Raw genomic sequence first — 21,470 nt, forward strand, 5'->3', positions numbered from 1 at the left:
AATGGATGGCCGGGCTTCGTGCTCACGGGCTGGCACTTCTGTGCACACAACGCGCTGTTGGCTTTCCCGGGCAGCAGGGACGGGTCCCGGCTCGCGAGAGGCGCAGTCGCTGCCTGAAACTGCTCCTCGATGTTCGGCGAAGGGTTTGCCACCCTGTGACGCCAGGCTGCAGGATGCAGCAATGCACCTCGGCCCCGGCGTCCTTCTTGTCCTCGTCCTTGGCGTCGCCGTGATCGTCGCGCTGAAGGTCCGTTCACACCGCAAACGCACGGCCACCCTCGCGGCACAGTGGCAGGCGTTCCAACAGCACAGGAATGCAGGCCGAGGAGATCTTCTTCAGATCACGCGGGTCTACCAGCGCGGACGCCGCGGGTCGAAGGCCGTTGTGACCTGGTGCGACACCGGTCGACAACAGGACGCCTGGTTCTGGAACTGGCACGTCCCCGCGGGCGCGTACCTGCTCGTCAATGCCTCTAGCGGCTATGGACCCCACAGCCACAATCCGAACGTGCTCTACGTACAGCCCGGCCAGGTCCAAGCCTGGGTCCCCGCCCAGGCGGCGCGCGCTGCTCAGCGCGTCGGCTGACGCGCTGCTGCCCCCCGACCACCATGGTCGGGGGGCAGCAGCATGACCGGGCAGGTCAGCCGGTTGCTGTGGCCTTGGCGAGGGCCTTGTCGAGGTGGCGGTCGACGAGGGCCGGAGCGCCGGAGACGATCAGCAGCAGATTGCCGTCCCGGATCGCGGTCTGCTTCACCACGGTGCTGCGCCCGGCGGTGGAGAACGTCAGGAGCTGGCTCCACTGCTGATCCCCGAGTCGTCGGGGCGCGGGCAGCTTCTGCGCGGTTATGTCGATCGGTGTGCCGCCCGCGACGACCTGATAGGCGGGGCAGCCGGTCATGGCGTCGAAGATCCGTCCGATGCCGGCGGACAGCTTGTTCGCCGTGTCGCTGTAGAGCTCCTCGGAGAACTCCGAGGAGCTGTCGCCGTAGGTGAAGGCGGTCTTCGCCTTGCGCGGGAAGGTGAGCGTGCCGCCGGTCGCCGCGCCGCCGCCCAGCTCGCTCAGGGCCGGGCAGCCGATGACGGTGACGTCGTCGTGCTGGGCAGGACGCTGCGACTTGGACAGGTAGCCGCTGCCGAGGTCGCTCTGGTCGAGCAGACGGGACTCGAGCGCGGCCGAGGAGAGCGCGGCTGGCTTGTGGACCGCGCCGGAAAGCTTTCCGGTCCGGGCGGAGGAGGGGGTCTGGTGCTTGGCCCCGGTGGTGTCGGTGGAGCAGGCCGGCAGGGCGAGGAGGGCGGCGGTGATGCCGAGGGCGGTGATGGCGACGCGAACGCGCATGACGGAACTGACCCCTTGGTGCTAGGCGACGGGTGGTCAGTGCAGGCCCGAGGGCCCGGTGGGGTCGTAGGAGTGGTGGTCAGTGCCCGAGGTGGCGCAGGCAGTCCTCGAACGTGGCGTGCGTCGCGTCCGCCGGTCCGCTGTTCCGGTTGAACCACGCCGTGTCGAGGCGGGTCTCCTGCTGCTGGTGGCCTGCTCGGCAGCGCAGCCAGATCTCGCCGCGGGTGGAGAGGATGAGCCAGTCCCGGTAGGCGCCGCACTCGGCGCAGGCGGCCATCTCGCCGTCGAGGACGAGGGGCTGCTTCCACGGCATCATCTTGCCGTCGACCTGGTCGTGGCTCGGCACGCGCAGCTCCGGCGGAAGGAAGTCGTCCACGAGGCGGGCCGGCTCGGCGGGCTCCGGTTCGGCCGCTGGCACCCCAATGCCTGGCGGGACCTGGCCCTGCATCCGCGCGTGCAGCTCGGCGAACTGCCTTTGAGCTTCGCTCGGCTCTTTCGCCCGGCGGCGTATCCGGTGAAACACCCTGGCGCCCTCCTCTACTTCGTCACCTCGTCCTGCGCGCTTCAAGATCGTGCCCCACGTCCCCGACGGTTGCAATTCACAAAGTCCACAGCCGCCTTCGGCCAGGTCATCTGGGGTGCTCCGGCTTCTCGGTTGCCTGGATGACGAGTTGGCCACCGTGCGTGTCTTCGTGCTGTGAGATGCCGTTTTCACGGTGTGCCCGATCACACGTCGCCGTTTCCCTCGACCGCCCAACTCCGCGACGCCTACTGGCTCGACTCGCCTCATCTACGTCATGCTCGCCTGTCCTGTAGGTGCGCGGATTTCGACGGCCTCCACATCGAACCTGGTCGTCACCGAGGTTCGATGTGGCGTACGGCCATGCCGAGGGTTGCGAGCGGAGCGGTGGTGCTCTCCCTTCTTTCGGTGATGCGCTGAGACCGCGTGCCGGCACCCGTCGGGCTCACCGCGTCTTACGCGATGCCTCCTCTCCGCTGCGCCGCCTGCCGGGCGCGGAGGTCCTGGTCGTCGTCCCGCGCGTTGCGGACCGGCTCCCCGTGGTGCTGCTCTCGGGCAGGTGGGAGGCGTCTGCGGGCAGGTCGGCCGTCCGCCGCATCCGCCACACGAGCACGTCGCTCACGGAGTCCGCGGTACCGAGTTCACGGCGTTCGGCTACGTCGGACAGGAGGGTGGCCGGGTCGTGGCCGGCGGCTTCTGCCTCCGCGATGGTCGCTGCCAGGGCGTACCAGCCGGGCTCGGCGAGGATCTGCTCGGCCAGCTCCGGCAGCGCCTCGCGCAGCAGCACGGTCTGCCGCTGGAGTATCGGCCGGCTCATACGCCGGCCTCGTTGGTAGAGCGCTCCGAGGGGCTGGGCGGCGGCGGTCTGGTAGGCGGTACGCAGGTGCTCGGCGGCCCGGGCGGCGGCCTCGGCCTGCTGAGCGTGGCCCTTTCTGGCGTGCCAGTGCGCGGCGGCAGTGATGAGGAAGAACAGCATGTCGATGGCCATCGCCGTGGTGGCGCCGTCCTCACCGCGGCCGAGGGCCGGGCCGCCGTGGACGAGGTCGCGGGCGGCCTGCCGCAGGGCTCGGTCGTGCCCGCGTACGGCGCGGACATGGGAGCGCGAGGCACGTTCGAAGGCCGTAGCCGCGTCCCGGAGTTCGCGGCGGGTGTGGGCGGCGGACGTCTTTGCGAGGGCATCCAGGACCTCGCCGACCGCGGCGATGTGGGCAGCGGCGATCGCATCGTCGCCGTGCTCGACGACGAGGACGGCCTGCCAGGCGGCTGATGCCGTGCTGCGGCGGGCGGAGGCCGGAGCGCCCGGTCCTGTCCGGGGTGCTTGCTGTTGCCGGGCGGCTGGGTTGTCCTGGGCGTCGCCGGACCAGCGCTCTCGGATGCGGGGCAGGGAGAGGTCGGGGGCGAGGCGTGCGCCGGGGTAGAAGACCGGCTCGCCGTCCTTGTTGAGGTCGTCGGGCAGAGCGACCTTGTATCCGAGGAGGTCGCCGGAGGGGGCGGCACGCTTGCGGATCAGGAGTCCGGCGGCGACGAGCCGGTCGAAGAATTCCTCGTCGCTCCTCGCGCCGGTCACCGCGCGCCGTACCTTTTCCCGCAGTTCCTCGCGGGCGGTGCGCTCGCGGCCCTGGCGCTCGGCCTTGTGGCGCTCAGCGCTGGTGGGTCGCTTCGCGCCGGTGCCGTCGCCCTTGTTCAGGCGGCGCAGGCCGAGTTCGGCTTCGAGGGTGCGGGCTTGGGCCTGGACCCGGACGGCGTCGTGGTCGAGGTCGGGCTTGAACCCGTCCTCGCGCACGAGGGTGGCGATGATGTGGATGTGGTCGTCGGCGTGCCGGACCGCCGCCCATCGGCATCCGGCGCCTTCCTCGGGGTCGTCGATGCCGGCGGCGGCCACCATGCGCCGGGCGACCTCGCCCCATTCCTCGTCGCTCAGAATACGGTCTTCTTCGGCGTTGCGGACCGAGAGGTGCCACACATGCTTCTTGGGCCGGTCGGCCTGCTCGACGTTCTCGACGGGCTGATCGAGGAGCTGCTGGAGCTGTTTGAGCGTGGCGGACGGGTCACGGCCGGGGTCGGGGGCGTTGCCATCCCAGGAGGCGACCAGGTGCGGGTCGGTGTGCTCTTCGAACTTGCCCGGCCCGTAGAGGTAGGAGAGGAGGCCGATGGTGCGCTGTCCGCGCTTCTGGATCCTGGGGATCATGCCGGTGAGGGGGTCCTAGTCCTGGTGGAGGAGCCGGTCGGTGGCGTGCTGGACGCGCTGGACTGCGCGGTCGGTGGCCGCGATGACCACGTCGAGTTCGTGCGGGTGCCCTCCGGCGTTGACCGCTCGGGCGATCTGGTTCAAGTTGCCGCCGACATGACCGAGGTGCCGACGGGCGGCGAACAACTCGGCGATCACCTCACGCTCGCCGGCGACGGCACTCGCGGTCCGTTCAAGGTCGCGGGCGGCGGACAGGGCAGCGCGGGCGAGGAAGCCAGCGAGAGTGAGGCCGGCGGCCTTCGCGCCGGCGGTCACGAGGGCAAGTTCGTCGTCGCTGAAGCGGGTGTTGCGGACGTGGGGGCGCTGGCGACGCTGGTACTTGCGGCGGCGCGTGCGCGGCTGCTCACGTCCGTCCTTTATCCCCTCTGGCTGCGATCCGCCCTCGGTCGCAGCCTCCTCGTCTGGCGTCCCCCGGCGCCGGACGAGCCCCTGCCCCCCAGGGGCAGGGGAACCCTTGGATACTCCGCTCAAGGCGGAGTATCCAAGGGGATAACTTGCTCGCCCCGAGACCGAGTTGGAGTCACCAGCAGGTTCCGGGGTGGTGCCGTTCTGGGTGGGGTTCGTCATCGGGATTCGGGCCTCGTAAAGCGGGTGTGGTGCTGGATGGTCGCGGCCAGCGCGAGGACGTCGGCCGGTCCCTTTAGGACGCGGACGGGTCCGTCGGGCTTGTCCTGGACGAGCCACTGGCCGCTCGGCGTGAGGACGGCCGCGTGCAGGAGCCGCCGGCGGACCAGGACGTCCGCCCAGGCGCCAGCCTCGACGACTGTGGGCTCGGATGAGCGAGCAGGACGCGGAATCACGGCGTGTCTCCTCAAGTGGGGCGGCGGCCCGGCACAGAGCCGGGCCACCGGTTGCGATTAGGGGCGTTGAGCTGGGGCTTTGCAGATTCAGCCGCACTCGGGGCAGCGACCGACGTGGCTGCTGAGCGCCCGTGCCATCCGCTGCTTCGTCGAGGCAGCCTGCTTCGCGCTGGATTTCGCCGCCGGCCTGCCCTCGTGCCGCTTGGAGTGGGCGAGCATGAAGCCGATCTCCCGCTCGTACTCCGCACGGACGGCGTCGAACTGGTGGCAGGTCTTCACGGGGCGGTGCTCCTTGCTGTAGTGGTGGCGTCGCTCCGCAGTTGCTGGAGCACGAGGCTGAGCCGGTCGTTCCGGCCGCCCTTCAGGCCCTCGCGGCGGAGGATCTCTCGCAGCTGGACCCGGGTGACGGACTCGTTGCCGTCCCGTTCGAGCAGGGCAGGGACGTGCGGACGGACCTGCTGGACGAGCTGGTCCACCGACTGCTCCGGCTCGCGCGGCGGACGCTGCGTCTGCGGGGTGCGGGACCGGGTGCGCTTTCCCTTGGTCTTCGTCCGCGGCTTCGGAGTCGTCTTCCGGCGGAGAGGGACCTTGTGCCCCCGGTCCCCGGTGGGCTCGGTCCCCGTGTCGGTCCCCGGTCCCCGGTCCTCGGTGGGCTCGGTCCCCGTGTCGGTCCCCGGTCCCCGGTCCTCGGTGGGCTCGGTCCCCGTGTCGGTCCCCGGTCCCCGGTCCCCGGTGGGCTCGGTCCCCGTGTCGGTGTCCTTCGGTCCCCGATGCGGATCCGGGCCCTGAGCAGGCGATTCTCGCGAAGTTCTGTCGGTCCCCGCGCCTCCCGGGTCCCCCTGCAAGGCTTCCGGATTGGCACGACCGGTCCCCGGGACCGCACCTGCTTCTGGGGCCTCGATCCCCGCCCTGATCCCCGCGGTCTCGCCCTCGGTCCCCGCGCTAGCTGGCTCCTTCGAGTCCGCGATTTCGGGGACCGGTCCCCTCGGAGCGCTCGGTCCCCAGTCCCCGACCGACTCGTCGGAACCGTCTACAGGGACCGGCGCTTTCGAGGCCGGCTGTGCGGGGACCGTGGCTGCCGTCGAGGTGGTGTGCGCCGGGGACCAGGGGGAGGGAAGCGGGACCGTGGCGAGCGTGAGTGCGTGTCGGCGCGCGGCGAGCTGGTCGAGCAGTTGCGCGCGCTGGCGGGCGTCGGTCCCGACCGAGGCCCTGCCGACCGCCTTCGACAGGCGCCGCGTCAGCCGCCGGCCGCCTCGGCTCTGTTGCTGCTCGGGTGTGCGTTCGGCGAGGCGGGCGGCGAGGGCGACTGCGCGGGCGGTGGCCCGGTCCCGGGTGATCTGCGCGGCGTCGCGGTCGCGTGCGGCGATCCCTAGGCGGGACAGCAGTCGCTCGCGTGCTTCCCGCCCCAGGACGGCGATCAGTCCGTGGGAGGCGGCACCCGGGGTGCGCAGGCGCAGCTCGATCCCCATCGCGAGGTGCCACAGCATCGCCGCCATGACCGGCCCGACGAAGGCCCTTACCGTGCCGCCGATAGGACCGCTCTCGGCATAGGCGGGGATCACCTGCACTGTGGTGATCACCCAGACCAGCGTGCCCGGCAGGCCGGGGGCGCCCTCGGTGGCCAGGTTCTGCCGTGCCATCAGCGCCGTCGCGAAGAGCGCCAGCTCGGCCGCGGCGAACATGCCGGCTCGCTCGGCGGCGCCGGCCATGTCGAGGTAGTCGGCGGCGAACCGCCAGCTCGTGTCCGCGGAGTAGCAAGTACAGCCGAGGGCGGCAAGGGCAGCGACCTTGACCGCCGGACCGCTGAGACGTTTCTGCGGGCGCGTGCTTCGGCGCCGGATCGTCCAGGCGGTCAGCACCAGCACGACGGCGGCGGGCACGACGGCGGCGAGGAGGAGAGGGAGGTCCGGAGCGGCGCTGAGGGACAGGAGGGGGTGGGTCATGCGGCCTTTCCGAGAGAGGCGTGCGCCGGAGTCGACGCTGCCGGGCGGGCTGCCGGCTGCTGTGTGCCGGGTGCGGCGGGCGCGGGGCCGCCTGCTGCTGGGGCGGTCTTCTTCCGCTTCTTCTTGGGCCGGGGCACGCCGTAGGTGCGGTCGCGGTCGAACACCTTGTTGGCCGCCTGCCGGAGCAGGTCACGGGCGTGCTTGTGGCTGATCTGCAGGGCGGTGGCGAGCCGGTCGGGCCGCCAGCCGCGTACGTAGGCGTGGTCGATGACGACCTGCCGCTCGGCCTCGGTCAGATGCACGTCGCGTCCCAGGAAGAAGGACGTGACGCGTCGGTAGTCGAGGCGCTGGTGCAGTCCGTCGTGCCAGGGACGCCGCTCGGCCTCGGTGAGGCCACCCCAGATGCCCTCCTTGAGAACGTTTTCCAGGGCGAAGTTGAGGCAGTCGCTGCGTACCGGGCACCAGCCGCACAGCTCCTTCGCCTCGGCTATGGCTTCGTGGTCCCGCGGGAGCGGGAAGAAGACGGCGTCAGCGTCCTCGACGTCCATGCCGTGGCACGCTCCCTGGGTGTGCCAGCTGGTGTCTCCGATACTGCGCAGGCCGGTGGCCGGCGCGTCGTGGGTGGTGATGTGACGCAAGGGTGGTCTCCGATGTGCTGCCGCGTCGGCCGGCTGGGCGGGCGCTGGGCGCGGCGTCGGGTGCCGGCTACGGCGCGCGGGCGTGCGCCGCATCCGGGGCGGGACGGTGATGTTGGGGTGGCGGTGCGCCGGGAGGCACGCGCCGATGCGCCGGTCAGGCCAGCGCGGGCTGCTGGACCTGCTCGCTCTGCTGGGTCTGCTGGGCGGCGGCGAGGTCGACGCGGCCGGGGTGCGGGGTGGCGCGCGGGGCGGTCGTGCGTACGCCGTCGTCGGGGCCGATCCGGCGGCGACGACACGGCTCGCCGGGCTGGGCCAGGCACCACTCGCACTTGACGCTCAGGGCGTCGGGCAGTCCCTGCGCGACGGCGGCCTCGCGGGCTGCGCGGGCGGGCCGGTAGGGGGCGAGGGCGGCGCGGGCGGCGGGCGGTATGCAGGAGCCGATCTGCCGCAGCCTCACCTCCAGCCTCGGGTCGATCCGGTCGCGACCGCTGGTGATGGCTCTGGCCTGGGCGGGCTGCGCGGTGCCGGCGGCGACGGCGCGGCGGGTGCCGACCAACTCGGCGGTCCAGGCTGCTTGGTCGTCCGGGTCGGCGGACGGCGTGGGATCGGAGTGCCGGGCCAGGCGGTCGCGCCGGTAGCTCTCCCAGGGGCGGGCCACGTCCGCGGGCAGGATCTGGTAAGGCGAGACTCGGATGTGCTGTCGGGCGGCGACGCGGGCGTCCCAGCCGTGCGGAGTGGCCATCGGCACGTCGCCGAGCAGCTCGTGCCACTGGGCGAGCTGGTCGCGTGCCTCGCCCTGGTCGGTGCGGATGGTGCGGGGGTCGAGTCGGCCGATGTAGGCCAGCAGGGCGGCGATTTCACGGCGGTCCACGGCTACTGCTCCGTTCCGGTCGGCTCGTTCAGGGCAGCGAGAAGTGCGGCGGTGTGGGCCTCTGCCCGCGTCATGCCGCCGGGCTGGCCGGGACCCGTGCCGGGCACGGCGTAGACGTTCGGGCGGCCAGGGGGGTGCTCCCGGGCGACCCAGGAACGCCAGTCGGCAGCCCACGCAGCCGCCGACCTCGGCTTGAAGCCGGAGCGGTGGGCACGCCACTTCGTGTCGGCCGCCTGCAGGCCCTGCTCGCCCAGACGGTCGAGGTGCCCCTGCTCGCGGGCCCAGGTGTGGGTGGCTGGGTCGACCTGCCACTCGGCAGCTGAGAGGACGGCAGCACCACCACTGCTGTACCTCCGGTTCAAATCCGGTTCACTACGGTTCTGTGTGCCGGTTTCCGGTACATCGCTGTGCCGGTTCCCGGCACGTCGAGGTGCCGGTTTCCGTCCGGACCTGCCGGATTCCGGTACTGCCGGTTTCCGGGCCCTCGCAGGGGATTCCGGCACCTCACGCGGGCGGATGTTGTAGCGCCGCAGGGCCGAGATCCGGAGCGCCGGGGTGGCTTCGGTCCCCTCCGCCGGCGTCTGGTCGGGGTCCTTGTCGTCCACGGTCTCCGCCAGGACCTTGGCGGCGAGGGGGAGGCGGTAGACGGTGCTGCGCTGCGGGCCGGTGAGGTCTTCGAGCTGCTCCAGCTCACCGGCGTCGACCAGACGGTCGATGGCTTCGCGGACCGTGGAGACGGAGGCGCGGGTGCGCTTGGCCAGGCTCGACAGGGAGGCCCAGGAGACGCACTGCTCGTCGCCCACCCGGTCGGCGATCGACAGCAGGACCAGACGCGCCGTCCCCCGGCTGCAACTGTGCTCCCACACCCAGTCGCGGGCTTCGCTGCTCATCGGCAGCTCCCGACGAGCGGGCGGGTCCCGCAGCTCGGCGGGGCCATGAACGTGCGGTCCGGCTCGGGGCGCTGAGGCGCCGAGGCGGAGATGGCTGCCGCGCAGGCCAGGCGAAAGGGCCTTTTGCGCAGGGCAGGAGACATGCGATACTCCCCTTTGCAGTGTTGCCACGCTGACGCGCCCCTTGGAAGGACTCAGCGTGGTGATGGTGGGCAATCTCCGCCCTTGCCGGGGTGGGTATGCCGCTTAGCGTTCGGCGTCCGTGAGTTACCGCTCCCGGGCGCCGTCGCTGTTTGTGGACCTTCGCGGTCCGGTCCGTCCTCGTGCTCTCCTCATGTCCGTCGCTGCGGGCGGGCTGCCCGGGGACGACGAACATACGCACGGACCCGTATCAAGATCCAGACTTGGTTCTTAAACTCTGTACTGGTTGCAGAGAGTCATCGGATGATCGTGTGCCGCAAGTGTCCGTACGGCGCGACCTGGGGCGCACCCCCGCGTCGAAGCGCACCGTTGCCGCGGTTGCCTCGAACGCCGAGAGCGTGTCACTGTGTCCGAATTGGAACGGGTGTCTGTTATTCCCTGCAGCGGAAATGCGAGGCGGATGGGGTGTTTCCACTGCCGCCTCCGCGCTTTCCGGTCGAAGATAAAATCCTGCGTGCCAGACGTGACCTATGTCGCTGGCTGAATGTGGCTTGTGCCACTCACCCGGCATACTCCTGCCGGTAGAAACGGACAGGCCGACCTGAAACAGGCGGTACGCGTCACACGGAAACGTGCTGGTGAGGAAGAACTTTCCATACAGTGGATCAGCTCGTCAACTCACGTTTATCGCGGGGTAGGGTGCTTGAAGTGACGACGAAGTCCACCCAGGAAAGGATCATGAAAGACTCGACCGAAGGCCAGGTGAGCCCCAAGGGGCTCATGGACCGCCTAAACCGCCTGTTCGACACAGTGCACCCGCCCGACCGCGGCCCCTTCAGCAACGCCGAGGTGGCCGAACTCATGGAGAAGCGCGGGCTGGGCAAACTGTCGGCCCAGTACCTCTGGCTCCTGCGGACCGGGCAGCGCGATAACCCGACGAAGCGTCACCTCGAAGCGCTAGCAGGGTTTTTCGGCGTGGACCCCGCATACTGGTTCGACGACGCCGTCGCCGAAAAGACCGTGCAGGAACTTGAGTTGCTCGCACTGCTTCGCGACACGAAGATCAAAAACGTGCTCCTTCGCCTGTCCGACGTTTCCGCAGACGGAAAGGATGCCGTCCTGGGAATCGTCGAGAGCGTACGAAAATCCGAGGGGCTGCCACCCTCAACTGGCTCGTAAAACGGCCGCGTTCAGTAAGTGATCAAGGAAAAGCAATGTGGTCCGCACGTAGGCTGCGCCGGCCTGACCTCTTGGCCGAGCTGCAGCTCCCGCACGTCACCAATATCCGCGACCTCAGCGACGAGGTCTCACGCCGCACGGGACGGAAGGTGGTCCTGGAGGCCCGTGAGCAGGCGCCCTCCGTGTGCGGGGCATGCGCCGTCACGGAGAGTGCCTTCCACGTGTACTACGACCCGCGGACCAGCTCCCTGCACCAGGACCACATCATTGCCCACGAGTTCAGCCACCTGCTGCTCAGCCACCACAAGAACCGCCCGGCGTCCGCGCTCTCCTCAACGATCTTCACCAGCGTGGGCTCGGCCACCGTCGAGATGATGTTGGGCCGTACCAAGTACGACGAGGACGAGGAGCGGGACACCGAGCTCCTCGCCTCGTTGATCCAGCGCCGGATCATCGACCGGTGGCTGCGCAGCGACGAGTCCTCCGGAGACGAAGTGCAGGACCGGGTCACGCACACGCTGCTGCGCCGACGGGAGGCCCGGCCGTGAAGGACCTGCTCCACCCGATCAGCCTCGTCGTCGCCACGCTCGGCTTCCTCTGCTTGCTGCGGGACGTGCCGACCCGCCGCCGAGACCCCGCCTTCACCGCGCTGGCCGCCGTCTTCCTGCTGTCAGGGCTGTCGTTCCTGTTCTCCATCACACTGATGTGGCAGTACCTCGACCATGTCCTGGGCGTGGTGAACCTCTCCGTACCCCTGGCGATGGGGTGCGTGGTCGCGCTGCTCGCCTGCCAGCAGATCGTCCTCACCTACTGGGGATCACCCCCCGAAGTTGCCCGCAGGAGGGCACGGGAGTGGCTAGCCGCAGGCTTCACTGTGATCGCAGGGCTGCTGGTGCTGTTCGCCCTGCTGACGCCGAACGCGCCGCGACCGATCAACTTCACGCTGTACTACGCGCATGATGGCTGGTACGCCGCGTATCTCACCCTGTACGTCACGGCCTACACCATCGGTGAACTGTCCCTCGCCCGTGCCTGCTGGCGCCTGGCCCACCGCAGCACACGCGGGTCCGTCCGTATCGGCCTGCGCATCGTCGCCCTCGGCGCGACCGTCACTCTCGGGTACAGCGCCGTGCGCATCGGGAACGTGATCGCCGGTGCCTTCAACGCGTCGCTCGCAGAGTGGGAGGGCTTCGCGTGGACCTGCGGCGATGTCGGCGCCATGCTCACGCTCATCGGCTGGCTAGTGCCCACCATCAACGATCAGGCTCAGAGCCTCCAGTACCGGATCAAGCAATACCGCAGCTACTACGGCCTACGCCCCCTGTGGCTGGCGTTCTACAGCGAGGCGCCCGAGATCGCACTGCCGATCGACCGAGTCGACCCGGCCCAGAGGCGCCGCTTCCGCAGCATCTCGATCCGGCTCTACCGCCGAGCAGTCGAGATCAGAGATGGACGGTTCGTGATCCGTCAGTACCTTGATGCCGCAGTCCGCGAAGCCAGCGAAGCCCGCCACCGGGCCCGAGGGCTTCACGGAGAAGAGCTGTCCGCGGCCGTCACCGCCGACCAGATCCTCGCCGGAATCGCCGCCCGGGCAGCCGGTACCCGCCCGGAGACCGACCAGCTCACCGAGTTCGCCGACTCCGAACGCCAGACCAGCAGGCCCATGGACGACATCGACGCTCTCCTCGACGTCGCGCGCCACCTGCCCCGCCAGCCCGCACGAGCCCCCCACCTTGAGCAGGTCTCTGCATGACGACCGACCTCACCCACCAGCCCGCCCACGTCCAGCTCCAGGCCCTGGATCGTCGCGAGATCTCCAGCCGCGAACTGCTCGACCTCCACCTGGCGCAGATCGACGCCAGCCAGATCAACGCCGTCGTCACCCGCGACGACAGCGCTGCCCGAGCCGTCGCACACGCGGCCGACGAACGCCGCGCCCGCAACGAGAGCACCGGCATCCTCGACGGCCTTCCCCTCACGATCAAGGACAGCTTCGAGACGGCCGGCCTGCGCACCACCAGTGGCGCCGAAGACCTCGCCGATCACGTTCCCGCACACGACGCCGACGCAGTCGCCCGGCTCCGCCACCAAGGCGCCGTCATCATGGGCAAGACCAATACCCCGGCCTACTGCCAAGACCTGCACACCGACAACGTCCTGTTCGGCCCCACGCTTAACCCGCATGACCCCAAGCGCACTACCGGCGGCTCCTCCGGCGGCCCCGCCGCAGCAGTCGCCGCCCGTCTGACCCCCGCCGACCTCGGCAGCGACCTCGCCGGCTCCCTGCGGCTCCCCGCCCACTACTGCGGTGTCTACGGCCTGCGCCCCACGCAGGGACTCATCCCGGCCCGCGGCCACGTCCCTCGCCCGCCGGGCTGGATCACCAGCAATGACATGGTCACCCCCGGCCCCCTGGCCCGCCACCCCCGAGACCTCGACCTGCTCCTCGCCGCACTGACGACACCGTCACCCGACGAGAACAACCCCTGGAGCGTCACGCTGCCCACAGCGCAACGCCCGATCGGCCAGCTCCGCGTGGAAGTGTGGGCCGACGACGCGAGCTGCCCAGTCGACCGCAAGACCGCCGATGCTCTCGCCACCGTCGAGCGGACGCTGACCTCCGCCGGCGCGAGTGTCCGCCACACCACGGGACCGGTCGGCTTCGCTGACTCTCTGCGCCTCTTCGAGCAGCTCCTCTACGCCACCACGACCGCAGCCACCGATGACGACGTCGGCGCCGCTGAACTCGCCGCTGCCCGTGACCTGCACACGGACGATGCGAGCCCTCGAGCCGCCTTCCTCCGCCACCGAACGCAGACACACCGTGTCTGGCTCCGCGCCAACGAGGAGCGCCTCCGGCTCCGGCAGACGTGGCACCGGTTCTTCGCCGACGCCCAGCACGACGTCCTCATTACGCCCGCCGCTCCTACTGCGGCGATCCCAGCCGGGAGCCGCTCTCTCGTGGTCGACAGCGTCGAGCGGAGCTTCTTCGACCAGACCGGCTGGGCCAACCTGACCAGCCACGTCGGTCTGCCCAGCCTGGTCATGCCTGCTGCGCGTAGTGCCGATGGCCTCCCGATCGGTGTGCAGCTGGTAGGACCGGCCTATTCGGAGCGGTCCTTGCTCGTGATGGCCGAGCACCTGGCGCCTCTGCTCGGCGGGACGGCCGCGGGCGTCATCGGATCATGGAGCGGATGACCTCTGCGTCGCCGTTGCAGGTGATGACGGCACCTTCATCGTCGGTAGGCGGTTCGAACCGAGCGAAGAAGTCGTCCAAGGCTTCGGGAGTCACGTTCAAGGCATTGGCGTCCTTGCGCTGGTTGCGCGCGGCGAGGCGTCGCAGGAGCTCCTCCCTGGAGGCTGGCAGGTAGACGAGCAGCGGGAGTCCGCCCGCGGCCTGGACTGTCTTCTTCCATTCCTCGCGATCGGAACGACGCCACAGGCCGTGGTCGAGGACGACGGCACGGCCCGCGCGCAGGTGCTCCGTGAGCTGCGCACGTACGGTCTCGACCGCAGGAGCCTCGCGCTCGAAATACCCGTGCTCGGGGTAGTCGACCCCATACCGGCCGTGGAGGCGGTGGACCTCCTCGTCAACGCTGAGGCGGACAAGGCCCATCGCGGCGAGGGCCTGTGCAAGGTGCGTCTTGCCGGAGCCGGTGATCCCGATGAGCAGGACGGCGGTCGGCTTGCTCACGATGTCGCGCTCCCTCGCGGTACTGCTGATAGCTGCTGCTTACGTGCGGTCGCGTGGTCCGTAGACGGCGGCTGCCTGGCCGGTGTGGAGGGCCCAGTATCGGTCTCCGTAGCTGAAATGCCACCACTCCGTTGGATAGTTCACAAAACCGGCGGCTGACATGACGCGGCAGAGCGTGTCGCGATGGGCCCGGGCGGCGCCGATGATCGAGTTCGCGTGGGTGTAACAGGCGCCGTCGCTTTCCTCTGGGGAGGCGTTCATCCTCGTCCCCATGTCCACCTCCTGGCCGTCCGGGGCGGCGAGGGTCAGGTCGACGGCCGCGCCGGCGCTGTGCGGCGCGATCTCCGGCGGGGAGACGTAGCGGCTTGCGGCCTCGTGGACGCGGCTGTCGCTCCAGTCGGGGTTTCCGCGACGCAGCTTGGTCGCGTACTCCTCGAAGTACGCCCGCTGGAGCGCCGGAGGCCGGTACCCCTCGACGACGAGCAGGCGGAACTCAGTGGGAAGCAGTCGCTGGGCGTGTTCCAGGCGCTCGATGAGCCCGTGCCGCAGGTGCGCGAAGTGGCCGCCGGGGTCCTGCTTGCGTTGATCGACGAGAAACAGGCCGGACGCCCGTGTGTCGATGAGTTCCTCGCCGCATTCCTGGACAGGGATGGCGGCGACCCGAGGGTCGGACATCAGCACGATCTTCAACTACGTCTCCTTCGACGCTAAAAGAGGAGCGGCGCGACAGGCGTACGTCGGTGTCGACGGTCAGGCCAGGCCGTCGCCAGGCGTGGCCGCTGGTCCGGATGCGAAATGCGTGAAGTGCGCTGGCGAGTGGTCGATGGCCAGGTCGGGCCGCCATGCGGTGAGGATCTGGGCGCTGCACACGAACAGGCCGTCGGGCAGTTGATCGAGCGGGTGCCAAGCCCACTCGCCGACGCTTTCGTCCGGCTGCGTGGTCGGCTGCCCCTGCCAGGCGTGGACGAGTGCGCCGACGGTGACCCGCAGGACACCTTCGACGTGGTCGACCAGCGTGCCCAGGAGCTGGACGTCGCCGGTCCGAGCGACCAGACCGGTTTCCTCGCCGAGTTCTCGGATCACCGCGTCCTCGAAGGATTCCCCGGCCTCCACACTCCCACCGGGCAGTTCGAGGGTGCCGCGTCGGTGTCGGCCCAGCAGAATGCCCTGTTCGCTCAGCAGGATCGCTCCGACGCCGACGGCTGCGTGGGCTGCTGGCGCTCGGGTGCTGCGGGGCCGGCTGGAGACTCGCGCCGGCCGGTCGGGAAGGCGCCGGGCGTGGATGAGCTGCTGGATAACCGTGGCGCCCTCGTCGGGGTGAGGCAGCAGGTCGATGGCCTCGACGCGGAAGCCGTACTCGGTGAGCAGGTCCTCCCAAAGCTGCGGTGACAGGACCCACATCTGCGTCGGCAGGGGCGGATCGTCGCGCAGCAGGATCATCTGCTCGCGCGGCGCCACCTCCGTGGACGGGCCGCGGCCGTGCAAGTCGGTGTGGAGGAGCGAGAGGATCAGAGGGGCACCGGGGCGCAGTCCGTCGCGCAGCGCGGGCAGGGAGCGGTGCGGATCGATGAACCCGAGCGTCCCGATCGCGTATGCGGCGTCGAACGGCGCGGTGCCAGCCAGGTACTCGGCCACGTCTCCTTGGACGAACTCCACGCCCTCCACGTTCGTGTGGGCGGAGATGGCGCGTTCGTGCTGGGTCGGGGACAGCTCGATTCCGGTGACGCGGGCTCCGTGCGCCTGGGCGAGATGGACGGCGTGGTGGCCAGCTCCCGAACCGATGTCCAGGACGCGGCGGCCGGTGACGTCACCGAGGACTTCTGCTCCCGGTCCGACCCCTTCCCAAGGCGTCCAGGTGAGCTGGTCGGGGACGGGCGGGGTGTAGGCGCGAGCCAGTTGTCGCTGCCCATACATATGCCAGGCCCGTGTGTTGGTGTCCTCGGCGGCCACGATTGCCTCCTGGGTGGGTGCGCTGGGGATCAGGTGTGCGTGGTGAGGTAGGCGGGGCCCTCGCCACGACGGGCCTGTTCGATGGCGTCGAGGCGGGCGAAGGCGCGCGGCGCCATCAGTCCCTGCCAGGTGGCGAGGTCGTGCACGGCCCACATGTCGTGCTCGGCGGGATCGAGTCGGATCCGACCGAGCTGCTCTGCGGTCAGCCGCCCTCCGTCGAAGATGAGCCCTACCTTGTTCAGCGGCAGGCGGGGCCCGGCGTGCAGGAAGTGCGTGAGGAGAAGCTTCGGCGTATCCAGGCCCAGTTCGAGGCCGGTCTCTTCGACTGCTTCGCGGCGAGCGGTTTGCAGCGGGTCCTCTCCTTGGGCGTCCAGGTTGCCGCCCGGGAACTGCCAGAGGCGCGAGCCGTAGACCGAGCGCAGTTGAACCGGCCGGTCGTGTTCGTCGCGGATGTACAGGCAGCCGTACACCGTGTGGTGGGGGACGGTGTGCGCGTACTGCGCGGGCGTCATCGGCATCGGTCGGCCTGGCCGTGCAGGGCGGTGGTCGAATGCGAAGGCGAGGACGCCGAGGCCCTCCTTGGCTGGCGGGTAGATGCTTCGCAGGTTGGCGAGCAGTTCTCCGGGCGGCCCGTTCGGGTCGATGCGCGCGGGGTCCTCTGAACTGAGCAGATCCTCGAAGGAGGGGTACGGGGTGATCCGCTGCACGATGACGTCGAGCTCCCGGCCGGTGTCGCGGTCGTGGAAGACGACCGTGTCGCCGACGGCAACGGCGCGCTTCCGCGGGGTGGCCACCCTCACTTCGATCGTCTTGCGGCCTGCTTCCACTAGGCGGTAGTACCGCGGGAGCAGGCGCATGTGGTGCTCTTGCCGTTCCTCTCTGGCCGCCGGACTCGGGACGGCTGGGATCGCCTGTTGGGTGTCGTCTGGCACACATGCCTCCGATAGATACGGTGTGGTTCGTTGCGTTCAGCGGCTCATGGAAGGTGAACGGGGGTTGCTCCGTGACGGAATCTTCAGGGTGGACCATGTCCCGCCCCCTGCTCCGTCGGCCCGTCACACCCGGCTGCTCTCGCGGGCCGCGGAGGTGTCCGACCAGCTGGCGATGTAGCCCACTGCTTGTTTCGGCGAGCTGCCGCACTTCCTCGGGCGGGAGGTCCGGGTGCATGGAAGCGGCCATGTTCACACCCAGCCCGTTTCGGAGTAGGAGCGGCCGGCCCGGATGCCTTCGATGGCGACCCTGGTATAGGGGACGAGGTCCTCGGGGAGGGCGGCCGGATCCCAGAACTTCCACTGGGTGCACTTGTCCGGCTCGCGTAGTTCCGGCTCGCCGCCCCAGGTCCGAGCGCGGAAGAACAGGCCCATGCGGGGCCGGCCCCCGGCCCGGTCGATGTGGTGGACGACGTGGACGAGTTCGACGTCCTGTCGTTCGATGCGCAGACCGGCCTCCTCCCAAGCCTCTCTGATCAGGCAGGTAATGGCGCACTCCTGCTCGCAGTGGCCGGCCAGGACGTGCCAGGTGGAAGGCGCGAAGTTGGAATCGGGGTGGCGCAGCCCGAGCAGCACCGTCCCGTCAGGCCGTTCCAGGTAGAGGTGAACGCCGATGATGTTGGGAACCGTGCCGTGCGGAGCGGCCGGGCGGCGCCCCTCGTGCGATGCGGGCCCGCTCTGCGACGTGGTGCGGGATGCGCCGGCCGGGCGGCTGGCGGCGTGGCGCCGTACGAGGGCGCTGGTGGTGTCTGCGATGCGGAGGCGGTGGAGGTCGTCGGGGGCGAACCAGGCCAGCATCACCCCTTCCGTCAGGTGGAGTTCGCGGGGGTCACCGTTCCAGCGGCCGGCGTAGATGGCGATGGGTACGGTCACGCCGGCGTCGTCGGTTGCTTCCTCGATGCCGAACGGGGTCAGGTCGGCGATGTGGAGGTCGGCTTCCTCGGCCAGTTCGCGCCGCACAGTGTGCTCCAGGGTGGCGTCCTGGGGCTCTCGGCCACCACCCAGCAGTGACCACATCCCCGGCTCCCAGATCCGGCCGGGGAAGTAGTCGCGCAGGTGGAGCAGGTACTCGCCACGGTCGTTGTAGATCAGGGCCGAGGCGTTGGCGGTCGCCGGTCCGGTTCCGGGCGGGAGCTTGAGCAGCTTCTGGCGCAGGGAGGGGGAGGCCACTCTGTCCGCGGGACGCCATTCGATGCCGCCGACCTCTTCTTCCTGCAGCACCAGCGGCACCTCTGCCGCGGTCTGCAGGCGGAAGAGGAACCGGAGGTCGAAGTGCCGGTGGCCGGGTTCCCCCTTGCCCGGGTGGGCGTCGATGTCGTGTATGTCGATGTCGAACGGGACAGTCTCGTAGCCGGGCCACGGTGCCACGGCCTGGGGCGGAATCCCCGTCTCCTCGTGCAGCTCCCGAAGAGCCGCCCCTGCCAGAGACTCGTCCTCGGGCTCGGTGTGTCCGCCGGGAGCGAGGACTTTGCCGCTCGCCAGGTGCAGCACGTGCAGGACGCGGCCGAGCGGATCGACGACGATCGCGCCGCAGGTGACGTGTCCGGTGAAGGTGGAGCGGCTGGCGATATCGGTGGGACGGTCGAGGGCGCCCAGGATGCCGCCGAGCTGCGCGCGTTCGTGAGGGTGGCGAGCGAGGTAGGTCTCGACGGTGGTGCGGATGTGGTCGGGTGACAGCGGCATTCGGCTACCTCAGAGGAGCGTGAAGCGGGACAAATGGAGACGGGGTAGTCGTTCGTGTCAGCTCAGCCGCATCCCCTCAGCAGGGATCTCCTCGATGGCAGCGGGCCGAGCGGCAGGCAGACCCCACCGCTCCCGGGCCGTCTCAGCGGCAAGCAGGGCTTGCCGCGCTCCGGGCGGCCCCCATCCGAGCAGGGCGGCTGCTTGGGCGGGGGAGGCGAGCAGGCGTGCGAAGGGGTGGCCGGTGGCAGGGTCGACGGCCGCCGGCCCGACGGCGGTGACCCGGGCGGCCAAGCGGAGCCGGGCGTTGGGCCCCACCCCGCCGTAGACCTCACCGGTTTCGTCCAGCACCCAGCCCAGTCGCACCGGGTCAGTCAGAGCGAGCTGCGCTTCCTCGGCGGCTTCCCGGTGGAGGGTGTCCTCGGGAGTCGCGTCGGTCTTCTCCACCGTGCCGCCTGGCAGCATCGGCAGCGCGCCTCGCGGGCCGGGGTCGGCCAAGAGGACGACCCGGCCGTCGGGGACGAAGCACCACGCCCAGGCTTGCTGCACGGGGAGCCGTTCCGGGACGGGGTCGCGGTTGAAGGGGCTCTCCCACAGAGGCCGGTAGCAAACGTGCACGTCATGGCGGTCCAGTACCGGGACGTCGAGGATGTGCCGGCCGTCCGCGAGGTGAGCGGTGGCTGTGTTCCCGAGCCGTGCACGGTAGGCCGCGAGCATGATCTGCCCGTCCACGCGGCGCAGCCGCTGCACCGCGTCCCGGGTCTCCAGGAAGGCGTACTCGGACAGCTCCTCGCGCGGGAGGCGGATGGCCTCCGCCTGGTCAGGAGTGAGCGTTCCGCCATCGAAAACGAACCGGATCTCTCCGGGGAAACGCGTGCTGTGCTGGCTGTCCGGGTGGTGCGGGGAGAGGGAGTGGACGGCGAGCACGCCCGACAGGGGCAGGCTCGTCAGGCCGAGCTCCTCGGTGATCTCGCGCCGGCAGGCGACGTGCGGGTGTTCGCCGGGTTCGACGACTCCTCCGGGCAGCAGCCACCGGCCGTCCTCGCGGTAGGTGGGGTGAACGAGCAGGACGCGGCCGACTTGGTCAGTGACGAGCGCGGCGGCGCCGACCCACACCGTGTGCCGGGGGACGGCGTGCTGCCCTGCGGACAGGGCGGCACGCGGTGCGACGTCATCCGAACCTGAGACGGGAGTGGTCACTTGGCGGTGCCTTCCATATCGGTGGGGCGGGCATGGGTTCGGCACGGGCCGGGAGCGGTGATCAGGAGGTACCGCCGTTCATCCGGCGCTGCAGCTCCCTCGGCCGATGAGCAGTGCAGCGGGGCCGGGAACGATCGGCCAGTCCACGGTGATGCGGGTGTGCTTCTTGGCAAATACGTGCAGTTCGTGGTCTCTGGCCGGCGGGGCGCAACTGGCGGCCGGTCGGGCGGTGATGCGGGGGCAGAGGGCGCCGCGGTGGTTGTGCTGCCAGTGCCGGACCTGCTCGGCCATCTCCTGTGCAGCGAGGTGTCCTCGGGGGCCGTGGCCATGGACAACGAACTCGTACAGGCCCTTGCCCTCGTCTCCGTCGCCGATGCGCTCGGTGGCCAGTCGCGCGAGGGAGTTGCCGCGGACGATCGCGGCGCCGGGCCAGTGCTTGGGCGGCGGGTTCAGGACCCCGTTGTCGCCGTCGGAGTCGGCCGAGAGGCGGCAAAAGCCCGGCAGGGCGCCGGCGAGGTAGAGGGTGAGGGCGTCGAAGGGTTCCTGGCCGCCTACGGTGACGTGGGTGTGCGTCACGGTCGGCTCGCAGGTGAGGGCTAGGGCGAGTTCGTCGACGGGCAACGGGGTGCCGTCTTCCCAGGACAGGTGGACGCCGGTGCCTGGGACGGTGCGGCGATTCCTGTGCCAGGCGCCGTCGCCCTGCATGGCGACAAAGCCGCAGACGATGAGCGGCTCGTCGCTGTGCAAGGCCCCGTCGCGCTTGGTGAAGCTGATGGCCCAGTGGTACCCGTGCAGACGCAACGGTGCGACGAGACGGCCGCCCTCGGCCAGGGCGTCGATCCAGGGCAGATCCCAGGTGTCGACGGTGACCACGATGGCGTCGAATCCGCCGTCCGGTACTACCTCGGCAGGCACGTGCTCGGCGTCCGCGGTGACCACGCGGATGCGGCCGTATCCGGTCTGGGTCAGGAAGCGGGTGGCCCGGTCGGTGACGGCTGGGTCGATGTCGAGGGTGGTGACGTGGCCGGTCGGGCCGGCGAGTTCGGCGATGAGAGCAGCGTTGTAGCCGCCGGAGCCGATCTCCAAAGCGTGGTGGCCCGGCTGGATGCGGGCGGCTTCGAGCATGTCGGCCTGCAGCCAGGGTGCGGAGATGGAGCTGATGACGGTGCCGTCGTCGCTTTGGCGGGTGGCGATGATCTCGTTGGCGTACGCAGCATGGAGGGGCCTTTCGGGGGCGAAGGCGTGCCGGGGCACGGTGCGCAGGGCGCGGTCAACCGCGGGGGTGCGGATGTGTCCGGCGGCGGCGAGTTCGTCGGCCAGTTGGTGGCGCAGAGCGGTGGCTTCGTCGAGGTCCGTGCTGGGGCGTGTGGTCACGGCGCGCCCTTCGGTC

Annotated in this window: 21 protein-coding genes; 5 read left to right on the forward strand and 16 right to left on the reverse strand. The window is 70.1% G+C overall.

All coding sequences use genetic code 11. The features are described 5' to 3' along the window. The first annotated feature begins 181 nt into the window (after window positions 1-181). Complete coding sequence (locus FHX78_RS31850) at window positions 182-586, forward strand: hypothetical protein (RefSeq protein WP_145870833.1); 405 nt, start codon at window positions 182-184, stop codon at window positions 584-586. A gap of 55 nt (window positions 587-641) precedes the next feature. Here the strand turns inward: FHX78_RS31850 and FHX78_RS31855 are convergent, their stop codons facing one another. The 9 genes from FHX78_RS31855 to FHX78_RS31900 form a co-directional block, all read right to left on the reverse strand. After that, window positions 642-1,337 carry a hypothetical protein gene (locus tag FHX78_RS31855; protein WP_145870834.1) on the reverse strand — a complete coding sequence of 232 codons (696 nt, stop codon included), beginning with the start codon at window positions 1,335-1,337 and terminating at the stop codon, window positions 642-644. Window positions 1,338-1,416: 79 nt separating this feature from the next. Continuing rightward, window positions 1,417-1,860 carry a hypothetical protein gene (locus tag FHX78_RS31860; RefSeq protein ID WP_167531908.1) on the reverse strand — a complete coding sequence of 148 codons (444 nt, stop codon included), beginning with the start codon at window positions 1,858-1,860 and terminating at the stop codon, window positions 1,417-1,419. 442 nt (window positions 1,861-2,302) lie between these two features. Continuing rightward, window positions 2,303-4,045 carry a relaxase/mobilization nuclease domain-containing protein gene (locus tag FHX78_RS31865; RefSeq protein WP_145870836.1) on the reverse strand — a complete coding sequence of 581 codons (1,743 nt, stop codon included), beginning with the start codon at window positions 4,043-4,045 and terminating at the stop codon, window positions 2,303-2,305. Between the two features lie 15 nt (window positions 4,046-4,060). Beyond that, window positions 4,061-4,672 (reverse strand): plasmid mobilization protein, encoded by a 612-nt coding sequence (locus FHX78_RS38270; RefSeq protein ID WP_373313118.1) that lies wholly within the window; start codon window positions 4,670-4,672, stop codon window positions 4,061-4,063. Window positions 4,673-4,992: 320 nt separating this feature from the next. Then, window positions 4,993-5,184, reverse strand: coding sequence for a hypothetical protein (locus FHX78_RS31880; RefSeq protein WP_093724892.1), 192 nt, complete (start codon window positions 5,182-5,184; stop codon window positions 4,993-4,995). Next, window positions 5,181-6,848, reverse strand: coding sequence for an ICP22 family protein (locus FHX78_RS31885; RefSeq protein ID WP_145870838.1), 1,668 nt, complete (start codon window positions 6,846-6,848; stop codon window positions 5,181-5,183). Before FHX78_RS31885 ends, FHX78_RS31880 begins: the two co-directional genes overlap by 4 nt. Continuing rightward, window positions 6,845-7,486: a WhiB family transcriptional regulator gene (locus FHX78_RS31890; protein WP_145870839.1), complete on the reverse strand. Its 642-nt coding sequence runs from the start codon at window positions 7,484-7,486 to the stop codon at window positions 6,845-6,847. The genes FHX78_RS31885 and FHX78_RS31890 overlap by 4 nt, the downstream gene beginning before the upstream one ends. A 154-nt stretch (window positions 7,487-7,640) precedes the next feature. Beyond that, window positions 7,641-8,357, reverse strand: a complete 717-nt coding sequence (locus FHX78_RS31895; protein WP_145870840.1) for a zinc finger domain-containing protein — start codon at window positions 8,355-8,357, stop codon at window positions 7,641-7,643. Window positions 8,358-8,359: 2 nt separating this feature from the next. After that, window positions 8,360-9,247, reverse strand: a complete 888-nt coding sequence (locus tag FHX78_RS31900; protein WP_145870841.1) for a helix-turn-helix domain-containing protein — start codon at window positions 9,245-9,247, stop codon at window positions 8,360-8,362. An 849-nt stretch (window positions 9,248-10,096) separates the two neighbouring features. Here FHX78_RS31900 and FHX78_RS31905 point away from each other — a divergent pair. From FHX78_RS31905 to FHX78_RS31920, 4 genes are read left to right on the forward strand one after another with little or no spacing between them, the layout of a single operon-like run. Continuing rightward, the gene (locus tag FHX78_RS31905; protein WP_229924139.1) at window positions 10,097-10,567 is read left to right on the forward strand and encodes an XRE family transcriptional regulator; all 471 of its coding nucleotides are present in this window, start codon (window positions 10,097-10,099) and stop codon (window positions 10,565-10,567) included. Window positions 10,568-10,602: 35 nt separating this feature from the next. Continuing rightward, entirely contained in the window at window positions 10,603-11,115 is a 513-nt protein-coding gene (locus FHX78_RS37710) for a hypothetical protein (RefSeq protein WP_229924140.1), read from the forward strand. Beyond that, on the forward strand, window positions 11,112-12,320 hold the full coding sequence (locus FHX78_RS31915) for an MAB_1171c family putative transporter (protein ID WP_145870842.1): 1,209 nt from the start codon (window positions 11,112-11,114) through the stop codon (window positions 12,318-12,320). Before FHX78_RS37710 ends, FHX78_RS31915 begins: the two co-directional genes overlap by 4 nt. Beyond that, window positions 12,317-13,765, forward strand: coding sequence for an amidase family protein (locus tag FHX78_RS31920; RefSeq protein ID WP_145870843.1), 1,449 nt, complete (start codon window positions 12,317-12,319; stop codon window positions 13,763-13,765). Before FHX78_RS31915 ends, FHX78_RS31920 begins: the two co-directional genes overlap by 4 nt. On the opposite strand, the gene FHX78_RS31925 is transcribed toward FHX78_RS31920, so the two are convergent. The 7 genes from FHX78_RS31925 to fxlM all read right to left on the reverse strand — a co-directional run bounded on the left by FHX78_RS31925 (window position 13,743) and on the right by fxlM (window position 21,454). Continuing rightward, window positions 13,743-14,261, reverse strand: a complete 519-nt coding sequence (locus tag FHX78_RS31925; RefSeq protein ID WP_145870844.1) for a P-loop nucleotide/nucleoside kinase family protein — start codon at window positions 14,259-14,261, stop codon at window positions 13,743-13,745. The two genes, FHX78_RS31920 and FHX78_RS31925, sit on opposite strands and share 23 nt — an antisense overlap. Before the next feature lie 39 nt (window positions 14,262-14,300). Next, on the reverse strand, window positions 14,301-14,936 hold the full coding sequence (locus FHX78_RS31930) for a M15 family metallopeptidase (RefSeq protein ID WP_145872249.1): 636 nt from the start codon (window positions 14,934-14,936) through the stop codon (window positions 14,301-14,303). 75 nt (window positions 14,937-15,011) lie between these two features. Beyond that, complete coding sequence (locus FHX78_RS31935; RefSeq protein ID WP_145870845.1) at window positions 15,012-16,211, reverse strand: bifunctional class I SAM-dependent methyltransferase/NUDIX hydrolase; 1,200 nt, start codon at window positions 16,209-16,211, stop codon at window positions 15,012-15,014. Window positions 16,212-16,240: 29 nt separating this feature from the next. After that, complete coding sequence (locus FHX78_RS31940) at window positions 16,241-17,068, reverse strand: NUDIX domain-containing protein (RefSeq protein WP_055493683.1); 828 nt, start codon at window positions 17,066-17,068, stop codon at window positions 16,241-16,243. A 324-nt stretch (window positions 17,069-17,392) separates the two neighbouring features. Then, complete coding sequence (locus FHX78_RS31945; protein ID WP_145870846.1) at window positions 17,393-18,883, reverse strand: NUDIX domain-containing protein; 1,491 nt, start codon at window positions 18,881-18,883, stop codon at window positions 17,393-17,395. 57 nt (window positions 18,884-18,940) lie between these two features. Next, window positions 18,941-20,080 (reverse strand): NUDIX hydrolase, encoded by a 1,140-nt coding sequence (locus FHX78_RS31950; RefSeq protein ID WP_145870847.1) that lies wholly within the window; start codon window positions 20,078-20,080, stop codon window positions 18,941-18,943. Window positions 20,081-20,158: 78 nt separating this feature from the next. Next, complete coding sequence (gene fxlM, locus FHX78_RS31955) at window positions 20,159-21,454, reverse strand: methyltransferase, FxLD system (RefSeq protein ID WP_167531909.1); 1,296 nt, start codon at window positions 21,452-21,454, stop codon at window positions 20,159-20,161. Window positions 21,455-21,470: the final 16 nt, after the last annotated feature.

Origin of the sequence: Streptomyces capillispiralis, from assembly GCF_007829875.1 — a bacterium.
Lineage (GTDB): Bacteria > Actinomycetota > Actinomycetes > Streptomycetales > Streptomycetaceae > Streptomyces > Streptomyces capillispiralis.